17 protein-coding genes are annotated in these 22054 nt (G+C 67.2%); 10 read left to right on the forward strand and 7 right to left on the reverse strand.

Annotated elements, in window-relative coordinates; translation table 11 throughout:
- Positions 1 to 127, forward strand: a 127-nt coding sequence (locus tag AC5P68_RS09615) for an integrase core domain-containing protein (protein WP_146256670.1), incomplete at its 5' end; no start/stop codon positions are given.
- Positions 128 to 209: 82 nt separating this feature from the next.
- Here the strand turns inward: AC5P68_RS09615 and AC5P68_RS09620 are convergent.
- A complete protein-coding gene (locus AC5P68_RS09620; protein ID WP_033834519.1) occupies positions 210 to 1625 on the reverse strand; it encodes a GGDEF domain-containing protein in 1416 nt (471 codons plus the stop codon).
- A 287-nt stretch (positions 1626 to 1912) separates the two neighbouring features.
- On the opposite strand from AC5P68_RS09620, the gene AC5P68_RS09625 reads away from it, so the two are divergent.
- On the forward strand, positions 1913 to 4162 hold the full coding sequence (locus AC5P68_RS09625; protein WP_033834520.1) for a TonB-dependent siderophore receptor: 2250 nt from the start codon (positions 1913 to 1915) through the stop codon (positions 4160 to 4162).
- Positions 4163 to 4207: 45 nt separating this feature from the next.
- On the opposite strand, the gene AC5P68_RS09630 is transcribed toward AC5P68_RS09625, so the two are convergent.
- Positions 4208 to 5134 carry a hypothetical protein gene (locus tag AC5P68_RS09630; RefSeq protein WP_005408676.1) on the reverse strand — a complete coding sequence of 309 codons (927 nt, stop codon included), beginning with the start codon at positions 5132 to 5134 and terminating at the stop codon, positions 4208 to 4210.
- Between the two features lie 221 nt (positions 5135 to 5355).
- Between AC5P68_RS09630 and AC5P68_RS09635 the strand changes: the two genes are divergently transcribed.
- On the forward strand, positions 5356 to 6336 hold the full coding sequence (locus AC5P68_RS09635; protein ID WP_049404787.1) for a cation diffusion facilitator family transporter: 981 nt from the start codon (positions 5356 to 5358) through the stop codon (positions 6334 to 6336).
- A gap of 38 nt (positions 6337 to 6374) precedes the next feature.
- Here AC5P68_RS09635 and nfi read toward each other — a convergent pair whose 3' ends face one another.
- A complete protein-coding gene (gene nfi, locus AC5P68_RS09640; RefSeq protein WP_033834512.1) occupies positions 6375 to 7049 on the reverse strand; it encodes a deoxyribonuclease V in 675 nt (224 codons plus the stop codon).
- A gap of 94 nt (positions 7050 to 7143) precedes the next feature.
- Between nfi and gpmA the strand changes: the two genes are divergently transcribed.
- Together gpmA and AC5P68_RS09650 are read left to right on the forward strand one after the other, a co-directional pair.
- Positions 7144 to 7893 (forward strand): 2,3-diphosphoglycerate-dependent phosphoglycerate mutase, encoded by a 750-nt coding sequence (gene gpmA / locus AC5P68_RS09645; RefSeq protein ID WP_033834513.1) that lies wholly within the window; start codon positions 7144 to 7146, stop codon positions 7891 to 7893.
- A 161-nt stretch (positions 7894 to 8054) separates the two neighbouring features.
- Positions 8055 to 10148, forward strand: a complete 2094-nt coding sequence (locus AC5P68_RS09650; protein ID WP_033834514.1) for a M13 family metallopeptidase — start codon at positions 8055 to 8057, stop codon at positions 10146 to 10148.
- Between the two features lie 199 nt (positions 10149 to 10347).
- On the opposite strand, the gene AC5P68_RS09655 is transcribed toward AC5P68_RS09650, so the two are convergent.
- From AC5P68_RS09655 to AC5P68_RS09670, 4 genes are all read right to left on the reverse strand, one after another.
- Complete coding sequence (locus AC5P68_RS09655) at positions 10348 to 10965, reverse strand: HD-GYP domain-containing protein (RefSeq protein WP_033835529.1); 618 nt, start codon at positions 10963 to 10965, stop codon at positions 10348 to 10350.
- Between the two features lie 44 nt (positions 10966 to 11009).
- Positions 11010 to 14474, reverse strand: coding sequence for a transcription-repair coupling factor (mfd, locus tag AC5P68_RS09660; protein ID WP_033835530.1), 3465 nt, complete (start codon positions 14472 to 14474; stop codon positions 11010 to 11012).
- A 149-nt stretch (positions 14475 to 14623) separates the two neighbouring features.
- Complete coding sequence (locus AC5P68_RS09665) at positions 14624 to 15169, reverse strand: GNAT family N-acetyltransferase (RefSeq protein ID WP_004150340.1); 546 nt, start codon at positions 15167 to 15169, stop codon at positions 14624 to 14626.
- Between the two features lie 95 nt (positions 15170 to 15264).
- A complete protein-coding gene (locus AC5P68_RS09670) occupies positions 15265 to 16122 on the reverse strand; it encodes a 23S rRNA (adenine(2030)-N(6))-methyltransferase RlmJ (protein ID WP_005408683.1) in 858 nt (285 codons plus the stop codon).
- Positions 16123 to 16157: 35 nt separating this feature from the next.
- Between AC5P68_RS09670 and creB the strand changes: the two genes are divergently transcribed.
- The 5 genes from creB to AC5P68_RS09695 all read left to right on the forward strand — a co-directional run bounded on the left by creB (position 16158) and on the right by AC5P68_RS09695 (position 21916).
- Positions 16158 to 16883: a two-component system response regulator CreB gene (gene creB, locus AC5P68_RS09675; RefSeq protein WP_080356484.1), complete on the forward strand. Its 726-nt coding sequence runs from the start codon at positions 16158 to 16160 to the stop codon at positions 16881 to 16883.
- Positions 16884 to 16886: 3 nt separating this feature from the next.
- Positions 16887 to 18347: a two-component system sensor histidine kinase CreC gene (creC, locus tag AC5P68_RS09680; RefSeq protein ID WP_049404790.1), complete on the forward strand. Its 1461-nt coding sequence runs from the start codon at positions 16887 to 16889 to the stop codon at positions 18345 to 18347.
- Positions 18348 to 18428: 81 nt separating this feature from the next.
- On the forward strand, positions 18429 to 19748 hold the full coding sequence (gene creD, locus AC5P68_RS09685; protein WP_049404793.1) for a cell envelope integrity protein CreD: 1320 nt from the start codon (positions 18429 to 18431) through the stop codon (positions 19746 to 19748).
- Between the two features lie 10 nt (positions 19749 to 19758).
- A complete protein-coding gene (locus AC5P68_RS09690) occupies positions 19759 to 20169 on the forward strand; it encodes a hypothetical protein (RefSeq protein ID WP_012479575.1) in 411 nt (136 codons plus the stop codon).
- 169 nt (positions 20170 to 20338) lie between these two features.
- Complete coding sequence (locus AC5P68_RS09695) at positions 20339 to 21916, forward strand: M20/M25/M40 family metallo-hydrolase (RefSeq protein ID WP_049397508.1); 1578 nt, start codon at positions 20339 to 20341, stop codon at positions 21914 to 21916.
- Positions 21917 to 22054 lie beyond the last annotated feature (138 nt).

The following is a 22054-nucleotide window of genomic DNA, read 5'->3' on the forward strand; positions in this document are numbered from 1 at the left end:
CCAGCGCAATTCCGTGCTGACCCAATGGCTGCACCACTACAACTGGCACCGCCCTCACATGGGGATCGGTGGCCAGCCACCTATTTCCAGAGTCCTGCTGAACAACGTGGTGGGTTTACACAGTTAGTCGACTGCTCTTCGTTCCGACGGCGAAAAATCCCGCGCTGCGCGCGATAGTCGACCAGCGGTCGACTCTACCTGTCCTGCCGTCATCGCTGCAGTGCACGCCGCCCCGGGGCTTCCTGCAGGTCCGCTCTGGCGACCACCACGCGGTTGCGGCCGCTGCGCTTGGCCTCGTACATCGCCGCGTCGGCACGTGCCATCAGCCGTTCGTAGTCCGGGTGGCCGTCATGGCCGGCCACGCCGATGCTGGCGGTCAGCTCCAGCACCTGGCCGTTGGCCAATGCCACCGGCGACTGCGCGATCTGCCGGCGCAGGCTCTCGGCGATCACGGTCGCCTGTGATTCGCTGGCCGCCACCAGCACCACCACGAATTCTTCGCCGCCATAGCGGAACAGGTAGTCGCTGCCACGCGTGAGCTGGCCGAGCAGGCCGGCCACGTGCTGCAACGCACGGTCGCCGGCATCGTGGCCATGGCCGTCGTTGATTGCCTTGAAATGATCCAGGTCGAGCAGCAGCAGCGAGAACGGTGTGCGGTTGCGCGTGGCCAGCTCGATTTCCCGGCGCAGCACGGTGGGCAGGAAGCGACGGTTGAGCAGGTTGGTCAGCGCGTCGCTGCCGGCATCCAGTTCGCCGATGCGCTCGAACAGCAGCGTCATCAGGGTGCGGATGGCGGCCAGGTCCTCGCGGATGGCCGGCAGCACCGCCAGTCGCTGCGCCGGAGCATCGCCACTGGCGCGCTGCAGGTGGCCGTCAATGCGGGCCATCAACTGGCCCACCTGCTGCGTTTCGCTGCTTTCGCCGAAGCTGGGGATGCCCTTGTGGGTGAACCACAGGCCGAACTCCGAGGTGGCCAGGCTGGCGTTGTCGCTGGCCTGCACGTGGCCGGCGAGGGCGTAGAGCAGGGCGTTCTCCCAGTCCAGCAGCAATGCGCGCTGGCGCTCGCGTTCGGTACCGACGTTCTGTACCAGCGAGAACAGCCGGTAGGCGGCGTCGGCACGGGTGGAGCGCTCGCGCGCATGGGTGTAGGCCAGGGTCATGCCTTCCATGGCGATGTCCATGATCGCGCTGAGGCAGGCGATGGCGGCGAACGCGGTCGCGCTGTCGGGCGCGTCGTCGCGCAGGCGCACGAACAGCTCGTGCTTGAGCACGCGCGCACCGCGGGTGACCAGGTCGACCGGGATGCCGACCCGTGCGTGTACGTCGCCGATCACCCGCTGCGAGGCGACCGTGGTGGCGATGCCAGCGGCGTCGGTGGTCAGCAGCTGTACCAGCCAGCGCTGCATGGCCGGCTGCAGGCGCTGCTTGACCTGGTCGTGGGACAGGAAGCGGCGTGCGCGCCCGTCCTGCAGCAGCACTTCGTAAAAGCGCTGGGCCAGCGCGGGTGGGGCATCGGAGGCAGCGGCCTTGAGCAGCGCGGTGGCGGCAGGGCCGGCCTGTAGCAGGCATTGCTGCCAGGCCTCGGCCAGCGGCTGGCTGGCATCGTCCAGTTGGGGTGGTTCCACGTCGATCTCTGACTGCGTACGGCAAACCACGGGTATCGGCCGCGGCGGCATACGGTTGATGGCGGGGTAGCCGGCCAGTTTACGCGCGGTGCAGGCTTGCACGGTGCGCAAAGCACATCGACGCCGCTGCGGCAATGAGTGAACGCATTTGAGAATCACTCGCATTGATGGGAGAATGCGCGCACGGAGCGGGCTGCAGGTGCCTGCAGGACGGCTCCGCCTCCCCCCTCGTCGTTGCCTCAAGCCCTTTGCCAGAGGCCCCGCAGCCCTGCCAGAAGGTCCTGATCATGTCTCCTGCCGTTGTCCATTCGCCGCGCCCGCTGGCGCTTGCCGTTGCCGCTCTGCTGGCCGGCAGCGCCCTGACCGCCCAGGCCGAAACCGACGCCACCGATATCGACACGGTGCACGTCACCGCCTCGCAGATCGCGCGCCAGGCACTGGGTACCTCGACCATCACCGCCGAGGATATCGCCCGGCGCCCGCCAGCCAACGACATCGCCGAGCTGTTGCGGACCATGCCGGGCGTCAACCTGACCGGCAACAGCGCCTCGGGCCAGTACGGCAACAACCGCCAGATCGACCTGCGTGGCATGGGCCCGGAAAACACCCTGATCCTGGTCGATGGCAAGCGCATCGGCGCACGCGATGCCGTGCGCATGGGGCGCAGCGGCGAGCGCAATACCCGCGGTGACACCAACTGGGTGCCGGCGGAAATGATCGAGCGCATCGAAGTGCTGCGCGGCCCGGCGGCGGCACGCTATGGCTCCGGTGCCTCCGGCGGCGTGGTCAACATCATCACCAAGCGCCCGACCGGCGACCTGACCGGTGCGGTGGACCTGTATGGGCTGGTGCCCGAACACAGCGCCGAAGGTGGCAGCGAACGCGTCGGCCTGCAGCTGAGTGGGCCGATGACCGACACCCTGTCGTTCCGCCTGTACGGCAATCTCAACAAGACCGACGCGGACTCGCTGGAGCTCAACCGCCAGTACGCTACCAACCCCAACGCGGTGCCGCCGGCCGGCCGCGAGGGTGTCAAGAACCGCGATGTCAACGCGCTGCTGCGCTGGGACGTGACCGCCAACCAGGTGGTGGAGTTCGAAGCCGGCACCAGCCGCCAGGGCAACATCTACGCTGGTGATCGCGCGGTCAGCACCACCGGTACCTCGACCGGCGTTGACCTGGCGGCACTGGCCGAGGGCGAAGCGGAGACCAACCGCATGTACCGCAACACCGGCGCGATCACCCATCGTGGCCGCTGGGGCGACGTGACCTCGCGGGTGACAGCTGCGGTGGAGGCGGTGAACAACTCACGCATCAACGAAGGCCTGGCCGGTGGCCCGGAAGGCAGCTTCAACGGCACCGGCTGGTCGACCTCGCGACTGCGCAACTACCAGCTGGACGGCGAAGTGAGCTTCCCGACCACGCTGGGTGGTGCCGAGAACATCTGGACGCTTGGCTTTGAATACCTGGACAGCCGCCTGACCGACCCGTACTCGATGAGCCAGTCCAGCAGCAGCGGCGGCGGCATCCCGGGGCTGTCGGCCGATCGTGCGCGGGGCAAGGCCGATGCGCAGACCACCGCCGTGTTCGTCGAAGACAACATCTACCTGGGTGAGCGCTGGATCGTTACCCCGGGCCTGCGCTTCGACCACCACAGCCAGTTCGGCAACAACACCAGCCCCAGCCTCAACGCGCAGTTCCGCATCAACGGCGACTGGGTGGTGAAGGGCGGCATCGCCCGGGCGTTCAAGGCGCCGAACCTGTACCAGTCGAATCCGGACTATCTGTATTACACCCGTGGCAATGGCTGCCCGAATGCACTGCCGAGCCTGGGCGCCGGCTGCTACATGCGCGGCAATGCGGACCTGAAGGCGGAAACCAGCCTGAACAAGGAACTCGGCATCGAGTGGGCACCGCAGAGCGGCTGGCAGGCCTCGTTGACGTACTTCCATAACGACTACAAGGACAAGATCCAGGCCGGCTACACCCAGATCGGCCTGACTGCCGACACCAGGGGCCGCATCTTCCGCTGGGAGAACGCGCCGAAGGCGATCGTGCAGGGGCTGGAAGGCAACCTGGTGATCCCGCTGCTGGGCGAGCAGGGCAACCGCCTGAACTGGAGCAACAACTTCACCTACATGGTGGAGAACGAGAACAAGCGCACCGGCCAGCCGCTGTCGGTGATTCCGAAGTACACCGTCAACACGATGCTGGACTGGAAGGCCACCGACAAGCTGTCGCTGCTGCTGACCGGCACGTTCTACGGCAAGCAGAAGCCGGCCACCACCAACATCAACAATGATCCGCGCTGCACCGGCACCTGCGACCCATCGATCGCACTGCAGGATCGCGGTGCGTACAACATCTGGGGCGTGAGCGCGCGCTACAAGGTGACCGAGACGGTCAGCTTCGGCTTCGGCGTGAACAACCTGGCCGACAAGCGCCTGTTCCGCGAGGCCAACAGCAGCGATGCCGGCGCGGCGACCTACAACGAGCCGGGCCGCGCGTACTGGGCCAGCCTGCGCTTCGGGTTCTGACCCGATGAGGCCTGCGCCGGGGCGTTCCCCGGCGCAGCCTGAAGGCTACTTCACCTGCCGGCAATCGCGCAGGTGGACGCCACCGGTGTCCATCTTGTCGACCACGCCTTCCAGTTTCACCCAGTCGTTCTCGCGCAGGGTGGCGCCCAGCGCCATCTGATCCGGCGCAAGCGCACAGTGCACGGTGAAGTTGGCATTGTTGTCGTCGTTCGACTGGCGTCCGCCGATGCCACCGATGCCCTTCATCTTGGTGACCAGATAGCCCACCTCGAAGGTCTTGGCAAAGCGGTTGGGCTGGGCGGTGTACACCTGGCCATCGATGATGAAACGACGGCCGAAATACTTGACGAGCAACGGCTGGTACATCGCATCGGTATCCGGCGGGGTGCTGGTGCCGGAGAACAGCGCCCTGAGCGGTGCGGTGTTGATTTCCCGCTGCAGCCGCTTGGCGTCCTTGCCCATTTCGGTGGACATGCCGACCGCAGTGGCCTGGATCGGCTTGTCGAAACCGCTGGAGACACGCACGGCTTCCGCGATCGCCTCGCCTTCGGGGCCGGTCTTGAGCTTGTCCAGCCAGCCACACAGCGCGCTGCGTGCGTCCTCTTCCTTGGCGGTCTGCCCGCGTGACAGCTTGGTACCGACCACCACGTTGCCGCCATTGGAGGCGGTGATGATGCTGACCAGCGGCATCTTGGTGTCGGTCTGCAGCACGTACATCTGGCCTTCGGTCTCGGTGATGACATCTCCGCTGACGAAGTTGTTGCCCTCATCAAGCGCTGCCTTGCGCAGCTGGCCCAGGGCGCTGCGGGGCTTCAGGCCGGGGAGGGTGACTTCGGAGGTGAAGAACTGGCCATTGCGGGGATCGCCTACCGCCTGGAAGTTCTGCTGGCAGGTCTTGGCCGAGGCGCTTGCGGCCGTGCCCAGCGCGCAGGCCACGGCGACGGCGACCCAGGGGGTCTTGGTAGTCCACATGTTCCGGATTCCTTGTGCTTGGGTGTCCATTGCGGGCCGCAACGCCGAAGCGATCCGGCTGCCCGTTCCCCATCCAGAGGGGATGCGGTCATCATAGTGTGGCCCGGCACGGGCGCAAGCTGCGGCGAGCCGCGACGTGCAGTCTGCAATGTTATAAACACCGTGATAGTTTCCCCACGGCCGCCGGCGTAGCCTGCCTCCATCGCAAAGGAGCTGTTGCCATGGGCCACGACCACGATCACCTGCCATCCGAGATCCGCCACGAGAAACCCTTGTGGTGGGCGCTCGGCCTGACCTCCACCTTCCTCGTCGTCGAAGTGGTGGGCGCGTTCTGGACCAACAGCCTGGCGCTGTTGTCCGACGCGGCACACATGGCCACCGACGCGCTGGCCCTGATGATCGCGCTGGTCGCGGTGCGGCTGAGCCGGCGCCCGCCGGATGCGCGTCGCACCTACGGCTATGCGCGCCTGGAAGCGCTGGGCGCAATGATCAACGGCGCGATGCTGTTCGTGGTTGCCGGCTACATCCTGTGGGAAGCCGTCGGGCGCTTCAGCAAGCCGCAGGAGATCGCCTCCACCGGCATGCTGGTGATCGCCTCGGCCGGCCTGGTCATCAACCTGATCTCGATGCGCCTGCTGCAGGCCGGCAGCGGCGAGAGTCTCAACGTGAAGGGCGCCTACCTGGAAGTGTGGGCGGACATGCTCGGCTCGGTGGCGGTGATTGCGGGTGCGGTGCTGATCCAGTTCACCGGCTGGAAGCCGATCGATCCGATCCTGGCGGTGCTGATCGGCCTGTGGGTGTTGCCGCGCACCTGGGTGCTGATGCGCGAGGCGATCAACGTGCTGCTGGAAGGCGTGCCCAAGGGCATGGACGTGGCCAAGGTGCGCGACAGCCTGTCCAGCCACGCCGCGGTAATGGACGTGCATGACCTGCACGTGTGGGCGCTGGCCTCCAGCACGCCGGCGCTGACCGCGCATGTCGTGATGCGCGACGGCACCGAAGCCGATGCGCTGCGCCGTGAGCTGAGCGGGCGCCTGCACGATGACTTCGGCATCGAGCACGTGACGCTGCAGCTTGAAGCGGACCACTGCGGTGAGGCCTGTGGTGAACCGGCGCCGGTGAAGGGCGGCGAGCACGAGGGCCATGAAGGTCATGACCACGGCGAGGACGCGCAGGGCCATCGCGGTCACGTGCATCGCTGATCGAAGATGACGCGCGTGCCGGGAGATGCCCGGCGCAGCTATTCGTCCCGACGTGAAGCCAGCCGATCCGCCAGCCGGGTCGGCTCCGGCAGCCGGTAACCGCGCAGGGTGCGCTGCACCCAGTCCAGCGCGGTATCGGCACTGACCCGATGGCCGCCGGCCACGAACAGCGGCTTGCTGCGCACCTTGCTGCGCAGCACCCAGCCGAGCTGCTCGTCACCGTCCATCAATGGCGTATGCGCGCCTGCTTCGGCGCCCGGTTCGACGAAGCGGCCGACCAGTTTCGACTTGGCCACACCGATGCTCGGCAGGTCGGTGACCACGCCCAAGTGCGCGGCCACGCCCAGCCGGCGCGGATGGCTGATGCCGTGGCCATCGACGAACACCAGATCCGGCGCCCGCGGCAGCAGTGCCAGCGCGGCCAACAACGCTGGCAGCTCGCGGAAGCTGAGCAGGCCGGGAACGTACGGCATCACCGTGGGAATGCGCGCTATTTCCTGCGCCACGGGCTGCAATGTCTTCGCATCCAGCAGGACCGCTGCGGCGCGGGTGGTGGCACCGTTGTCCTCAAAGCCCACATCCAGCCCGGCCAGCCAGCGCACGTCGTTGGGCAGGCGGTCCTGGCGCTCCACGCGGCCGGCCAGCTGGAGCTGCTGCGCGCGGGCCGCGGCGACGCTGCCTTCCCAGCGTCCGGGGTCGATCACCGTATTCATTGGCCACAGCATCGCATGGGTGGCGCCACGGCCCGGTGAGTGGCGGCCGGGGCTACAATGGCGGCCTGCCTTTCCTCGCGTTGGAGACCCTGCAGTGACCCGTAAACTCGTACTGTTGCGCCATGGCCAGAGCCAGTGGAACCTGGACAACCGCTTCACCGGCTGGGTCGATGTCGACCTGACCGAGCAGGGACGCCGGGAAGCGGCCGCCGCCGGTCGCCTGATGCGCGAGGAAGGCCTGCAGTTCGACGTCGCCCACACCTCGGTGCTCAAGCGTGCCATCCACACCCTGCAGGGTGCGCTGGCCGAGCTTCAGCAGGACTGGCTGCCGGTGAACAAGTCCTGGCGCCTCAACGAGCGGCACTATGGCGGCCTGCAGGGGCTGGACAAGGCCGAGACCGCGGCCAAGCACGGCGAAGAGCAGGTCAAGGTCTGGCGTCGTTCGTACGACATCCCGCCACCGCCGATGGAACTGGAAGATCCGGGCCACCCGATCCATGACCGCCGTTACGCCGGTCTGGACCGCAACGCGCTGCCGGGCACCGAATCGCTGGCCACCACCCTGGACCGCGTGCTGCCGTACTGGCACGACGCGATCGCGCCGCAGCTGAAGGACGGCAAGACCGTGCTGGTCACCGCCCACGGCAACTCGCTGCGTGCGTTGTACAAGTACCTCAACAACGTCTCGCGCGAGGAAATCCTCGAGCTGAACATCCCGACCGGCATCCCGCTGCTGTTCGAACTGAACGATGACCTGACCGTGCAGTCGTTCCGCTACCTGGGCGACCCGGAAGCGGCACGCAAGGCTGCTGAGGCCGTGGCCAACCAGGGCAAGGCGAAATAAGTAGATACCCACCGTTGGTGGGTATTCTTCTGCTGGGTGTGTGCGGACCAACGGTCCGCACACACCCGCTTGCGACCACGGGCGTTCCCCCTGTGACCTTTGGCCGGTCCCTGTGGAGGGCCTCCCCGGCTACCCTGTGAAATTACCCGCAGGAGAGCCTCATGAACGTCCGCAACCTGGTCCCGCTGGGCCTGACCATCGCCATCGCTGCCTCGCTGGCGGCCTGTGGCAAGAACGAAACCGCACCGGCGGCCGGTGCCGACGCCAAGCAGGCCTTCGACCTGTCGCAGATCAAGACGCCGCTGATCTCACTCAACAGCGCCGACCTCGATCCGGCCATCTCGGCCTGTACCGACCTCAATGGCTTCGTCAACAGCAAGTGGCTGAAGGCCAACCCGGTGCCGGGTGACCAGACCACCTGGGGCAGCTTCGAGATCCTGCGCGAGCGCTCGCTGGAAGTGCAGCACGCGCTGGTGCAGCAGGCCGCCGCCAGCCAGGCCAAGGCCGGCTCGGTGGAAGCCAAGATCGGTGACATCTGGAAGACCGGCAATGACGAAGCCAAGATCGAAGCCGCCGGCCTCGCGCCGCTGCAGCCGCAGCTGGACAAGATCACCGCGCTGAACGATACCGCCGCCATCACCCAGTACCTGCGCGACAGCCAGGCCGAGGGCAAGGGCGTGCTGTTCTCGCTGTTTGCCAATGCTGATTACAAGGATTCGGCCAACGTCATCGCCTACGTCGGCCAGGGCGGCCTGGGCCTGCCTGAGAAGGGCTACTACTTCGACGATGCGCAGGCCAAGATCCGCGATGCCTACGTGGCGTACATCGCGCAGGTGCTGACCCTGTCCGGCGTGGAAGCCGCGCAGGCGGCCGAGCAGGCCAAGGCAGTGATGGCCTTTGAAACCCGCCTGGCCAAGGCCTCGATGTCGCGCATCGAAATGCGTGACCCGGCCAAGCGCTACAACCCGCTCAGCGCCGCAGACGCCGACAAGCTGACCCCGAACTTCAGCTGGACCGCGCTGTTCGACACCCTGAAAGTGCCGGCCGCGCAGAAGTTCTCGCTGGCCCAGCCGGGCTTCTTCGGTGAAATGGACAAGATGCTGGCCGATGTGCCGGCCAGCACCTGGCAGGCCTACCTGCGCTTCCACACCATCGACGACGCCTCGCCGTACCTGAGCAGCCAGTTCGAGAAGGCCAACTTCGATTTCTACGGCACCACCCTGCGCGGCCAGAAGGAAATGCAGCCGCGCTGGAAGCGCGTGCTGGAGTCCGTCAACGGTGGCATGGGTGAAGCGCTGGGCCAGCTGTACGTCGACGCCGTGTTCCCGGCCGAGTCGAAGGTGGCCATGCAGCACCTGGTGGAGAACCTGTCGCAGGCATTGAAGGCGCGTCTGGAGCAGCTGCCGTGGATGGGCGAGGAAACGAAGAAGAAGGCACTGGAAAAGTGGGCCAGCTTCACCCCGAAGATCGGCTACCCGGACAAGTGGCGTGACTGGGCGGGCCTGCAGACCAACGGCGACAGCTACCTCGGCAACATGCAGGCGGCGCGTGCGTTCAACTACCGCTACATGCTCGACAAGATCGGCAAGCCGGTGGACAAGACCGAGTGGGGCATGACCCCGCAGACGGTCAACGCCTACTACAACGCCACCAAGAACGAGATCGTGTTCCCGGCGGCGATCCTGCAGGCGCCGTTCTTCGACGCCAAGGCCGATCCGGCGCTGAACTACGGCGGAATCGGTGCGGTCATCGGCCACGAAATGATGCACGGCTACGACGACTCGGGCAGCCAGTTCGCCGCCAACGGCAATTTCGACAACTGGTGGACCGACGCCGACCGCAAGGCCTTCACCGAGCGTACCGACCAGCTGGTTGCACAGTTCGATGGCTACGAGTCGGTGCCGGGCGTGTTCGTGAAGGGCAAGCTGACCCTGGGCGAGAACATCGGCGATCTGGGTGGCCTGACCGTGGCCTACGACGCACTGCAGATGGCGCTGAAGGAAGACCCGAAGGCGAATGTGGAAGTGGATGGCCACAGCCAGGACCAGCGCTTCTTCATGAACTGGGCCACCGTGTGGCGCCGCAACTTCACCGACGGTGAGCTGCGCGTACGCCTGAACACCGACCCGCATGCGCCGGCCAACTTCCGAGCCAACGGTGCACCGTCGAACATGCCGTCCTTCGCTGCGGCGTTCCAGTGCAAGGCCGGCGACGCGATGGTGCGTGCCGACGACAAGCGCGTGGTGATCTGGTAACCGATCACCCGTGATGCGTGATGCGAAAGGCCCGGCGAACGCCGGGCCTTTTGTCTTCCAGGCCGGCAGCACAGCGCCGACTGGTAGAGTCGACTGTTAGTCGACTGCTCTTCGTACAGATGGCGAAAATCCCGCGCTGCGCGCGATAGTCGACTAACAGTCGACTCTACCGGCGGGTCGTTTCACGTGCGGGAAGATCTCAGGCCAGCTCAGGTTCCTGCGCCAGCAGGCGATGGAAGCGTTGCAGAACGTAAGGATCGATCAGGCCACCGGATTGCTCGTCGATGATGCGCAGAGCCGTCTCGTGCTCCATCGCGGCACGGTAGGGACGCACGCTGGTCATCGCGTCATAGGCATCCGCAACGGTGACGATGCGTGAGCCCAACGGAATGCTCTCGCCGCGCAGCCCATCGGGATAGCCACTGCCATCGAACGCCTCGTGATGGGCGCGGATCAGCCGCGCAACCGGTGCCGCATCGCTGCGGCCGGTGGCCAGGAAGATATGCTCACCGCGCACCGGATGCTCGCGCATGATCGCGCGCTCCTCGTCGGTATGCCGGCGCGGGGCCAGCAGCACCTCATCGGGAATGCCGATCTTGCCGATGTCATGGAAGCGCGCTGCCAGGCCGATCTGCGCACTGGCATCGTCATCCAGATCGCAGTGCGTGGCCAGGCGCTGCGCGAGCAGGCCAACGCGGTCGCAATGGTGGCGGGTGTAAGCGTCGCGCATCTGCAGCGACATCGAGAGGGCATCGATCAGGCAGGCCTGTGCATGCAGCAGGTCGGGGGCGGGTACGGCGTCAGGAAACATGGTCATCCGCCCGCACCGGGTGGGGACCGGTGCGGGGTATTCGGGGGCGATCAACCCGGGGCGAGGGTGGTCAGAAGGGCGCGGGCCGCGTTGAAGCGGTCCTCCGGCAACGGCAGCGGATGCTTGATGCGAAGCTTGTCGGGCCCTTCCATGGCATAGAGGTTTGGCTGTTTCTGGATCAGCTGGATCACCGCCATCGGATCGATGTTCGGCTTGGACTCGAACACGATGCGGCCACCGTTTTCGCCCAGGTCCAGCTTGCGGATGCCCAGCGTATTGGCCTTCAGCTTCAGCTCGGCGATGGCGAACAGGTGCTTGGCCGCATCCGGCAGCAGGCCGAAGCGATCGATCATCTCCACCTGCAGTTCGCGCAGCGCATCGCTGTCGCGCGCGCTGGAAATACGCTTGTACAGGGTCAGGCGGGTATGCACGTCCGGCAGGTAGTCTTCCGGGATCAGTGCCGGCACATGCAGCTCGACCTCGGCACCACGCACTTCCTCGCCGGCATCCAGGTCGGGCAGCTTGCCCTGCTTGATGCTGCGTACCGCGCGCTCCAGCAGCTCGGTGTACAGGCTGAAGCCGACCTCGGCCATCTGCCCGCTCTGGTCCTCGCCGAGCAGTTCGCCGGCACCGCGGATCTCCAGATCGTGCGTGGCCAGGGTGAAGCCGGCGCCCAACTCGTCCATCGAGGCGATCGCTTCCAGGCGCTTCTCAGCGTCGGGGGTGATCGCGCGGCGGTCGGGGGTGATCAGGTAGGCGTAGGCACGGTGGTGCGAACGGCCCACGCGGCCACGCAGCTGGTGCAGCTGGGCCAGGCCGAAGCGGTCGGCGCGGTTGATGATGATGGTGTTGGCGTTGGGGATGTCGATGCCCGATTCGATGATCGTGGTCGACAGCAGCACGTTGAAGCGCTGCTTCTGGAAGTCCAGCATCACCTTTTCCAGCTCGCGCTCGGGCATCTGCCCGTGGGCGATGCCGATGCGCGCTTCCGGCACCAGCTCGGACAGCTCGCGCTGCATGCGGCCGATGCTTTCCACGTCGTTGTGCAGGAAGTACAGCTGGCCGCCACGTGCCAGCTCGCGCTGGAAGGCTTCGCGCAGCAGCGCGTTGTCCCACTGGGTGATGAAGGTCTGCACCGCCAGCCGGTTCGGCGGCGGCGTGGCGATGATCGACAGGTCGCGCAGGCCGGCCATGGCCATGTTCAAGGTGCGCGGGATCGGCGTGGCGGTCAGGGTCAGCAGGTGCACGTTGGCGCGCAGCGCCTTCAGGGCTTCCTTCTGACGCACGCCGAAACGCTGCTCTTCGTCGACGATGACCATGCCCAGGTCCTTGAACTTCACGTCGGGCTGCAGCAGGCGATGGGTGCCGACGATGACGTCGATGGTGCCGGCAGCGACCTTTTCCAGCTCGGCCTTGATCTCCTTGGTGCTCTTGAAGCGCGACAGCACCTCGACCTTCAGCGGGTAATCGGCGAAGCGGTCGCGGAAGTTGCGGTAATGCTGTTCGGCCAGCAGCGTAGTCGGCACCAGCACGGCCACCTGCTTGCCGGCACTGGCGGCGGCGAATGCCGCACGCACCGCCACCTCGGTCTTGCCGAAGCCGACGTCGCCGCAGACCACACGGTCCATCGGCTGGCTGCTGGCGAGGTCGCGCAGGGTGGCGTCGATGGCGGCCAGCTGATCGGGGGTTTCCTCGAACGGGAATCCGGCTGCGAACGGCTCGTACATCGCACGGTCCACCTGCAGTGCCAGGCCGGCACGCGCCTGGCGACGGGCCTGGATCTCCAGCAGTTCGGCAGCGACGTCGCGCACCTTTTCGGCGGCCTTGCGCTTGGCCTTGCTCCACTGCTCGCCACCGAGCGAATGCAGCGGCGCGGTTTCCGCTGAAGCGCCGGAGTAGCGGCTGATGAGGTGCAGCTGGGCGACCGGCACATACAGGCGGTCGCCCTTGGCGTATTCGATTTCAAGGAACTCGCCGGGCATGCCGCCGACGTCCATCGCGATCAGGCCACGGTAGCGGCCGACACCATGGTCCTCGTGCACGATCGGTGCACCCTCGGTCAGTTCGCCGAGGTCGCGGATGATCGCTTCCGGCTCGCGGCCGGCACGGCGCGTGCGGCGGGTGCTGCCGGCGCGCTCGGGGAACAGCTGGCGCTCGGTCAGCACCGCGATGCGCGGATCGTCCAGTGCGAAGCCATCTTCCAGCGGTGCCACCGCGATCGCGAAGCGCGCATCGTCGGCGAGGAAGCTGGGCAGGTCGGCCACCACCGGCGGCTTCAGCTCGGCGGCCTGCAGCACTTCCAGCAGGGCCTCGCGACGTCCGGGCGAATCGGCGGCGATCAGTACCCGGCCCGGATAGTGGCCGAGGAAGGATTTCAGCGCGTCGCCAGCGGGGGCCTCGCGCGCGGCCACCGGCAGCGGCGGCAGCGGCTGGTCACCCAGCGCATGGGCATCGGCGATGCGCGCGTGGTCAGCCGACCACACCTCGATGCGCGGGGCATCGTTCAGGCGCTCGCGCAGCAGCTCCGGCGACAGGTACAACGCCGAAGGCGGCAGCAGCGGGCGCTCCACATCATGGCGGCGCTGCTCATAGCGGTCCGCGGTCTGCGCCCAGAACGCGACGGACGCTTCATACGCACCGGCACAGACCACCGGCAGGCTGCCGTCGGGCAGGTAGTCGAACAGGGTCGCGGTGCGTTCGAAGAACAGCGGCAGGTAGTACTCGACGCCGGCCGGGGCCAGCCCGGACTTCAGATCCTGGTACAGCGAACTGCGCCGGGTGTCCACGTCGAAGCGCTCGCGCAGCGTGGCCAGCACGCGGGCGATGCTGGCCTCGTCCATCGGCACTTCGCGGCCGGGCAGCATGTGCACGGCGTCGACCTTGTCCAGCGAGCGCTGGGTTTCCGGGTCGAAGGCGCGGATCGAGTCGATGTCCTCGTCCAGCAGCTCGATCCGCAGGGGCTCGTCGGCCCCCATCGGGAACACGTCGAGCAGGCCACCGCGCACGGCGAAGTCACCCGGGTCCATCACCTGCGGCACGTTGCGGTAGCCGGCGCTTTCCAGGCGCCGCCTCTCGGCGTCCAGGTCCAAGCGCTGGCCGACCTTCAGGTCGAAGCTGCCACCGATCACGTAGCTGCGCGGGGCCAGCTGCTGCAGCAGGGTCTGCACCGGCACGATCACCAGGCCGCGCTTCAGCGCCGGCAGGCGGTGCAGGGCGGACAAGCGCTGCGAGATGATGTCCGGATGCGGGCTGAAGCGGTCGTAGGGCAGGGTTTCCCAGTCCGGGAAGGCGACCACCGGCAGGGCCGGGTCACCGCCAAGCAGGGTCTGCAGGTCGGCTTCGAGCTGGTTGGCACCGTGGTTGTCACGGGCGATCACCAGCAGCGGGGCGTCATGCGCACGCGCGGCCTGGGCCAGGTACCAGGCCAGGGCGGTCGGCGAGGCGGGGGCGCGCCACCAGGCGCGGAGCTGGCCGGCGCGCGGCAGCGGCGGGGCGGGGTATGAGGTACGCGACATGGACCCCGGATTTTAGCAGAAGCCCGATCGAAGCCCGGTGGGTCGTGCCGGCCGTTTGCCGGCAGCCTCACGAGCCGTTGGGGGAACACAATGCCGGCCAGCGGCCGGCACTACCGGGAGGCATGGCCGGGCAGGGCCCGGCGCATCCGTCAGTTGTCCAGCTCCAGCACCATCCGCACCAGGCCTTCGGCACCGGTCGGGTGCGGCACCGGCTTGAAGCCCAGCGAGGCGGCCAGCTGCTTCATCGGCTCGTTCTCGGCGGCAACGTCGCCGTACAGGCGGTCGAGGTACTTGCCGCGGCCCCACTTCACCAGCTTGCGCATCAGCTGCCGGCCCAGGCCCTGGCCAATGAGGAAGCGGCTGATCAGGATCGCGTACTCGGCTTCACGGGTACCGGGGATGATCGAGGCCCGGGCGACCGCGCCGACCACCGCTTCGCCAGCGGGCAGGGATTCGGCTGCGACCAGGGTGATCTCGGTCTTGGGATTGGGGTGGGTCAGGCGCTGGGTGGTTTCCGGTGACAGCTCGGTCACCGCCTGCAGGAAACGATCACGGATTTCTTCCGGCCCGAACAGGCTGAACGCCGCTTGCAGCGGTGCGCCATCTTCCGGGCGGATGGGGCGGATCAGCAGCTCGTGGCCGCTGGGAGCCTTGAAGATCTCATGCCAGGGCGGCATGCGGTTGCGAGTGGCCATACCGGGTGATTCCTTGGTGGTCCATCGATTGTGGCATCACCGGGGCTGCATTCCGTGAACGAAAGGCTCACGGCGGTACAGCCTCGTGAAGGCCGTTATTCGGGGGCTTTGAGCCAATCCAGGCGGGTGCTGGCCCCCGGTTCGCCCAGGTGCTGGCGCAGCGCCGGCAGGGCCGGGCCGACCACCCGGTCGAACTGCCACGGCGGGTTGAGCAGCAGCATGCCGCTGCCGTTGAGGCGCAGCGGCGAGTCGTCCGGGCGCACCAGGAACTCGATCGTCATCGCCGACTTGACCGGCAGGGCAGTGGCCTTGCGCAGGAAATGCAGGATGGTGCGGCGCTGCTTGATCGGGAACCAGACCGCACAGGTGGCCTGCGGCCAGCGTGCCAGGGTCTCGGCCAGGGCAGCCAGGATGTTCTGGTATTCGGCGTCCTGCGCCTCGTACGGCGGATCGATCAGCACCAGGCCACGACCGATCTTGCTGCCGTTGAACTTCGGCGGCAGCAGCGAGCGCAGCAGGGCATAGCCATCGCCAGCGCGCACATCGACGCGGCTGTCATGGGCAAACAGGGCCTTCAGCGTGGCCGTTTCGGCTTCCTGCAGCTCGCAGACCGCCATGCGGTCCTGGGCACGCATCGCCTGTGCGCTCAGCAGCGGCGAGCCCGGGTAGTTGGTCAGCGCTCCCACCGGGTTGTCGGCCTGGACCGCCTTCAGGTAGCGCTCGACCACCTCCGGCAGCTTGGGCTGGGCCATCAGCCGCATGATCCCGGATTCGGCCTCCAGGGTCTTGCGGCTCTCTTCGCTGGCCAGCAGGTAGCGGCCAGCGCCGCCGTGGGTGTCGAGTACGAAGAACGGACTGTCCTTGCGCTTGAAGCTGTCGATCAGGGCCAGCTGCACGATGTGCTTGAGCACATCGGCGTGGTTGCCGGCATGGAAGGCGTGGCGATAGTTCATGGCCGGCAGTGTACGGGGCGGCGGCCGCAGCGGCTATGCTGCGCGCCATGACAGCTCCCGTTGCCCATGTCCTGGTAGTCGAGGACGAAGCCGCCATCGCCGAAACCGTGCTCTATGCGCTGCGCAGCGAGGGCTATGCCGCCAGCCACTGCCTGCTGGGCGGGGAGGCGCTGCAGCGGCTGCAGGCCGGGGATATCGACGTGGTGGTGCTGGACGTGGGCCTGCCCGACCTGGGCGGATTCGAGGTCTGCCGGCGGCTGCGCGCGCAGCCCGGGCCGACGGCGCAGCTGCCGGTGATCTTCCTGACCGCCCGCAACGATGAAGTGGACCGGGTGCTCGGCCTGGAACTGGGCGCCGACGACTACATGACCAAGCCGTTCTCGCCGCGCGAGCTGGTGGCGCGGGTGCGTGCGCGCCTGCGCCGTGCGGCGCCGGTCATCGCAGCGCCCAGCGCCGATGCAGGCTGGCAGGAACATGGCGCGTTCGCCATCGACCGCGAAGGCCGGCGCATCCGCTTCCGTGGCCAGGCACTGGACCTGACCCGCTACGAGTACGCGCTGCTGGAGGCGCTGCTGCAGCGACCCGGTGCCATCCTCAGCCGTGCCCAGCTGATGGACCGTGGCTGGGACAGCAGCGCCGACAGTGCCGACCGCACCGTCGATACCCATGTAAAGACGCTGCGTGCCAAGCTGCGCGCGGCCGGTGCCAGCGACGACCCGATCCGCACCCACCGTGGCCTTGGCTACGCGCTGGAGGTCTAGCCGATGCGCCTGGTGCTGAAGCTGTTCCTGGGCTTCTTCCTGATCACCGGCATCGCGGCCTTCTTCGTGATGCGCGTGTTCGTCAACGAAGTGAAGCCGGGTGTGCGCCAGGCGATGGAATCGACCCTGGTCGATGCGGCCAACGTGCTGGCCGAGATGGCCGCCGCCGACGTCAAGGACGGCACCATCCGCAGCGGCAGTTTCACCCGCAACCTGGCCAAGGCACGGCAGCGCGACCTGAAGGCAATGGTCTGGCGGTTCCCGAAGCGCTCGCTGGATTACCGGGTGACCATCACCGATGCCAAGGGCATCGTCATCTACGACTCGCTGGGCCGTGACCTTGGCCGCGACAATTCGCGCTGGAATGATGTCTACCGCACCCTGCGTGGCGAATACGGTGCCCGTTCCAGCCCCGAGATTCCGGGCGAGGAAGGCGATACGGTGATGCATGTGGCGGCGCCGGTATACGACCCGGCCGATGGCCGCACCCTGATCGGCGTGCTCAGCCTGGCCCAGCCCAACCGCAGCATCGATCCGTTCATCGCCGCCAGCCAGCGCGCCATCATCGAGCGCGGTGCCTGGCTCATCGGATTGTCGGCGCTGGTCGGCGTGCTGGTGACGATGTGGCTGACCACTGGCCTCGGCCAGCTCAGCCGCTATGCACGCGCGGTCAGCGCGGGCGAACCGGTGCCACCACCACGGCGCCGTCGCGACGAGATCGGCGATCTCGGCCAGGCGCTGGAAACGATGCGCCGCAAGCTCGAAGGCAAGGCCTACGTCGAGCAGTACGTGCAGTCGCTGACGCACGAGATGAAGAGCCCGCTGGCGGCGATCCGCGGTGCCGCCGAACTGCTGCAGGAGCCGCTGCCCGAAGCGGACCGCGTGCATTTCGCGCGCAGCATTGTCGATCAGCAGGAACGGCTGACCGAGACCATCGACAAGCTGCTGGCGCTGGCCGAAGTGGAACAGCACGGCTGGCTGCAGACCCGCGATCCGATCGCGCTGCAGGCATTGCTGGCCGATGCGGCCGCGGCCGCGCAGGTGCGCGCGCAGGCGGCCGGTGTGCGGGTCCACATCGGCAGCGTGCCCGACCTGCGGGTGCAGGGCGACGGCTACCTGCTGCGGCAGGCGCTGCACAACCTGATCGACAACGCGATTGCCTTCTCGCCGTCCGGCGCGGAGATCGCGCTGCAGGCCGAGGTGGACGGGCAGGGCGTGCGCCTGCAGGTGGCCGACCGCGGCGCCGGCATCCCGGACTATGCGCGCGAACGGGTGTTCGAGCGCTTCTATTCGCTGGCGCGGCCCGGCAGCGGGCGGCGCAGTTCCGGCCTGGGCCTGCCATTCGTGCAGGAAGTCGCGCGCCTGCATGACGGCCGTGCCAGCCTCGACGCCCGCGACGGTGGTGGCACCGTGGCGAGCCTGTGGCTGCCGTTGGGTGTAGCGGGCCAGCGTCTACGCCGCTGACTTCACACTCGCTTCAAATTCGCCACAAACCCTGCTCACCCCAGCGGTCCATCCTGCAGCCCTCTCCAACGAGGATGGACCATGAAATCCCTGAAGATGCTGCTGAGGTTCGCCATTGTCGGCGGGCTGATCCTGCTGCTGCTGGTGCCGCTGACCATGATCCGCGGGGTCATCAACGAACGCAGCGCATACCGCGACGAGGCGTTCTCGCGGGTGGCCGACAGCCGCGCCGGTGCACAGCAGCTGGTGGGCCCGGTGCGGGTGGTGCCATGGGTGGAACGCAAGCAGGTTGAACTGGTCGACCCGCTGGGCGTCAAGAAGACCGAGATGCAGGTCACCGAGGGGCACTGGCTGCAGATGCCGGCGTCGCTGGAGGTGGGCGGCGAGATGCTGCCGAGCCAGCGCGAAGTGGGCCTGTTCAAGGTACCGGTGTACAGCTGGAACGGCCAGATGAAGGCGACCTTCGCCGCAGACGACTATCCGGTGAAGGCCGGCCGCAGTTACGGCCAGCCGTATGTCGCGGTTGGTGTATCCGATGTGCGTGGCCTGGTCGGTACGCCGAACCTGCGCGTGGATGGCAAGCAGCTGCGGTTGCTGCCGGGCGTTGGCGCTGCCAGCGAGGTGGGGCGCGGCCTGCATGCACCGGTGGCCGGCTTCGCTGCGGATCAGGGCGGCACGCTGGCTGCCAGCACGGTTGAACTGGAGCTGCGCCTGGATGGCAGCCGCATGCTGTCGGTGGTGCCGTTGGGCGATGACACCCACATCGCGCTGCGTTCGAGCTGGCCGCATCCGTCGTTCAGCGGCGCGTTCCTGCCCAACGAACGCCGCGTTGATGCGCAGGGCTTCGATGCACGCTGGGCGGTGTCCTCGCTGGCCTCCGATGCCCAGCGCCAGCTGCGCAATGATGGTGCGGTCGAATCGCAGGCGGTGACGGTGTCGCTGGTCGATCCGGTCGATACCTACACCCAGGCCGACCGTGCCTCGAAATACGGCGTGCTGTTCGTGCTGCTCACCTTCGTCGGCTTCATCCTGTTCGAGCTGATCAAGTCGCTGCGCATCCACCCGTTGCAGTACCTGATGGTGGGCCTGGCGCTGGCGATCTTCTTCCTGCTGCTGATCAGCCTGTCCGAGCACATCGCGTTCTGGAAGGCCTACCTGGTATCGGCCGTGGCCTGTATCGGCCTGCAGGCGGTGTACCTGGCCAATGTGCTGGGCCACTGGAAGCGCGGCCTCGGCTTTGCTGCGCTGCTGACCGTGCTGTACGGCGCGCTGTATGGCCTGCTGGTGTCGGAGAACAACGCGCTGCTGATGGGTTCGCTGCTGCTGTTCGTGATCCTGGCGCTGGCGATGTGGGTGACCCGCCGGGTCGACTGGTACGCGCTCGGCGCGGAACTGAAGTAAGGAGCAGGCCATGGGCTGGCGCCAGGGATTGCGGCAACGGGCACGGCAGGGCATTCCGGCCCTGCTGGAAGTGGATGCACTGCTGCAGGCACATGGCGTGCTGGCGGCCCTGCCGGGGGCGCGGATCGCCCCCGGCCTGGTCCGCTTCCAGCTGGCGGCGGTGACCTGCGAAGGATTGCAGGGGCAGGGATTGCGCTGGCTGCAGGGCGCGCGGCAGGGACGCGGCGCGGTGGCTGGCCGGGTGCCGCGCTACCGGCCATGGAAGGCCGGGGCGGAGGCGCTGGCCGAGATCGGTATCGGTGGCCTTCCGGATGACTGGCCGGCACACGCGGCGGTGTACGGCTGCAGCAGCATCGACCGGCGGCACTGGTTGCTGCTGCTGCCGGAACGGGCACAGTTGTGGTTGGGATGGAGCGGGTGATTGGGCTGTTCATCCACGCATGGCGTGGATCTACTGTTGTGGGTGCGAACCTTGGTTCGCACGCTCCCGCCCATGACCGATGGGACGGTATCCCCGCGCCCCCGCTGGCTAGACTCGACGAGTTGATGATCGAGCCGAAGGGCAGGGGTGCGATGTGTTGAAGTGGGGCATGCTGGCCGCAGCGCTGGCGATGGGTGGCAACGCAGGAGCGCAGCAGCGCGAGACGGTGGACCTGGACATGGTCAGCCGCATCCGCCAGGAGGCCTTCCACCGTTCGCAGGTGATGGACACCTTCAGCTATCTCACCGAGCGCATCGGCCCGCGCCTGACCAACTCGCCGGCCATGGGTCGCGCCAACGCCTGGACCCGCGGCAAGTTCAACGAATGGAAGCTGGACAACGTCCACGACGAGGCCTTCGACGACTTCGGGCGCGGCTGGGAGTTCACTTCGGCGAGCGTGGAGATGCTGGGCGACCGCGTGCAGCCGCTGCATGCACTGCCCAAGGCCTGGACGCCGGGCACCAAGGGGCCGGTTGAAGGCGAGCTGGTCCAGGTCGAGATCAAGAAGCCCGAAGACATCGAGAAGTACCGCGGCAAGCTGCGCGGCAAGATCCTGCTGCTGGGCGAGGCGCGCGAGTACAAGCGCGGCACCGAGGCGGATTCGCATCGCCACGACGCCACCTCGCTGGAAGGCCTGCAGGAGTTCACCCTGCCCAAGGACAAGGACGCCACCGCCGAGCGTGCCAAGCGGGTCAAGGAGTACCAGGAACGCCAGCAGCTGGCGACCAAGGTCAATGCGTTCTTCGTGGAAGAGGGCGCGCTGGCCTCGATCAGCATCAGCAGCTGGGACAACGGCATCATCCGGGTTGCCGGTGGTGGTTCGCGCAAGGCCGGCGAGTCGGTGGGCATCCCCGAGCTGGCGATGATCAGCGAGCACTTCAATCCGCTGGTGCGCGCGCTGGAGGCCAAGCAGACGGTGCGCCTGCGCGTGGATGTGGCAGCACGCTTCACCGATGAGGCCGACCAGCCCGGTTACAACACGCTGGCCGAGATCCGTGGCAGCAGCAAGCCCGATGAAGTGGTGATGATCGGCGCGCACCTGGATTCCTGGCACAGCGGTACCGGTGCGGCCGACAACGCGGCTGGCGTGGCGGTGATGATGGAGGCGATGCGCATCCTCAAGGCGACCGGCGCCAAGCCCAGGCGCACCATCCGCGTGGCGCTGTGGAGCGGCGAGGAACAGGGCCTGATCGGCTCGCAGGCCTATGTGGCCAAGCACTTCGGTCGTTTCCCGGAACCCACCGACCCGGCGCAGAAGGCGCTGCCGGCCTCGCTGCGCGAGCCCACCGGCGCGCTGCAGAAGACCCGTGATTACGGCAAGTTCCAGGTCTACTTCAACATGGACAACGGCTCGGGCCGCTTCCGCGGCATCTATGCGCAGGAAAACCTGGCGGCGATGCCGATCTTCGAAGCCTGGCTGGCGCCGTTCCATGACGTGGGTGCCACCACCGTGGCCACCCGCAACACCGGCAGCACCGACCACATCAGCTTCGACCGCATCGGCCTGCCGGGCTTCCAGTTCATCCAGGACCGGCTGGACTACTTCACCAATGTCCACCACAGCCACCTGGACACCTGGGACCACGCCGAACCGGAGGACCTGAAGCAGGCCGCAGCCATCGTCGCCTCGTTCGCCTACAACGCCGCGATGCGCGAGCAGCCGTTCCCGCGCAAGGTGGAACCGTAAAAGGGGACGGAGGGGATTAAGTCGTTTCTCCCCTCCGTTTCCCGGTTGCAGCGCCCCAGGCTGGGCAATCGCGACCTAATCCCCTCCGTCCGCTTTTTCCGTCAGGGGCGGAGGGCTGGTAAAATCGGGGGATTCCCG

This window comes from Stenotrophomonas sp. YJH_SMC_58, assembly GCF_059369635.1.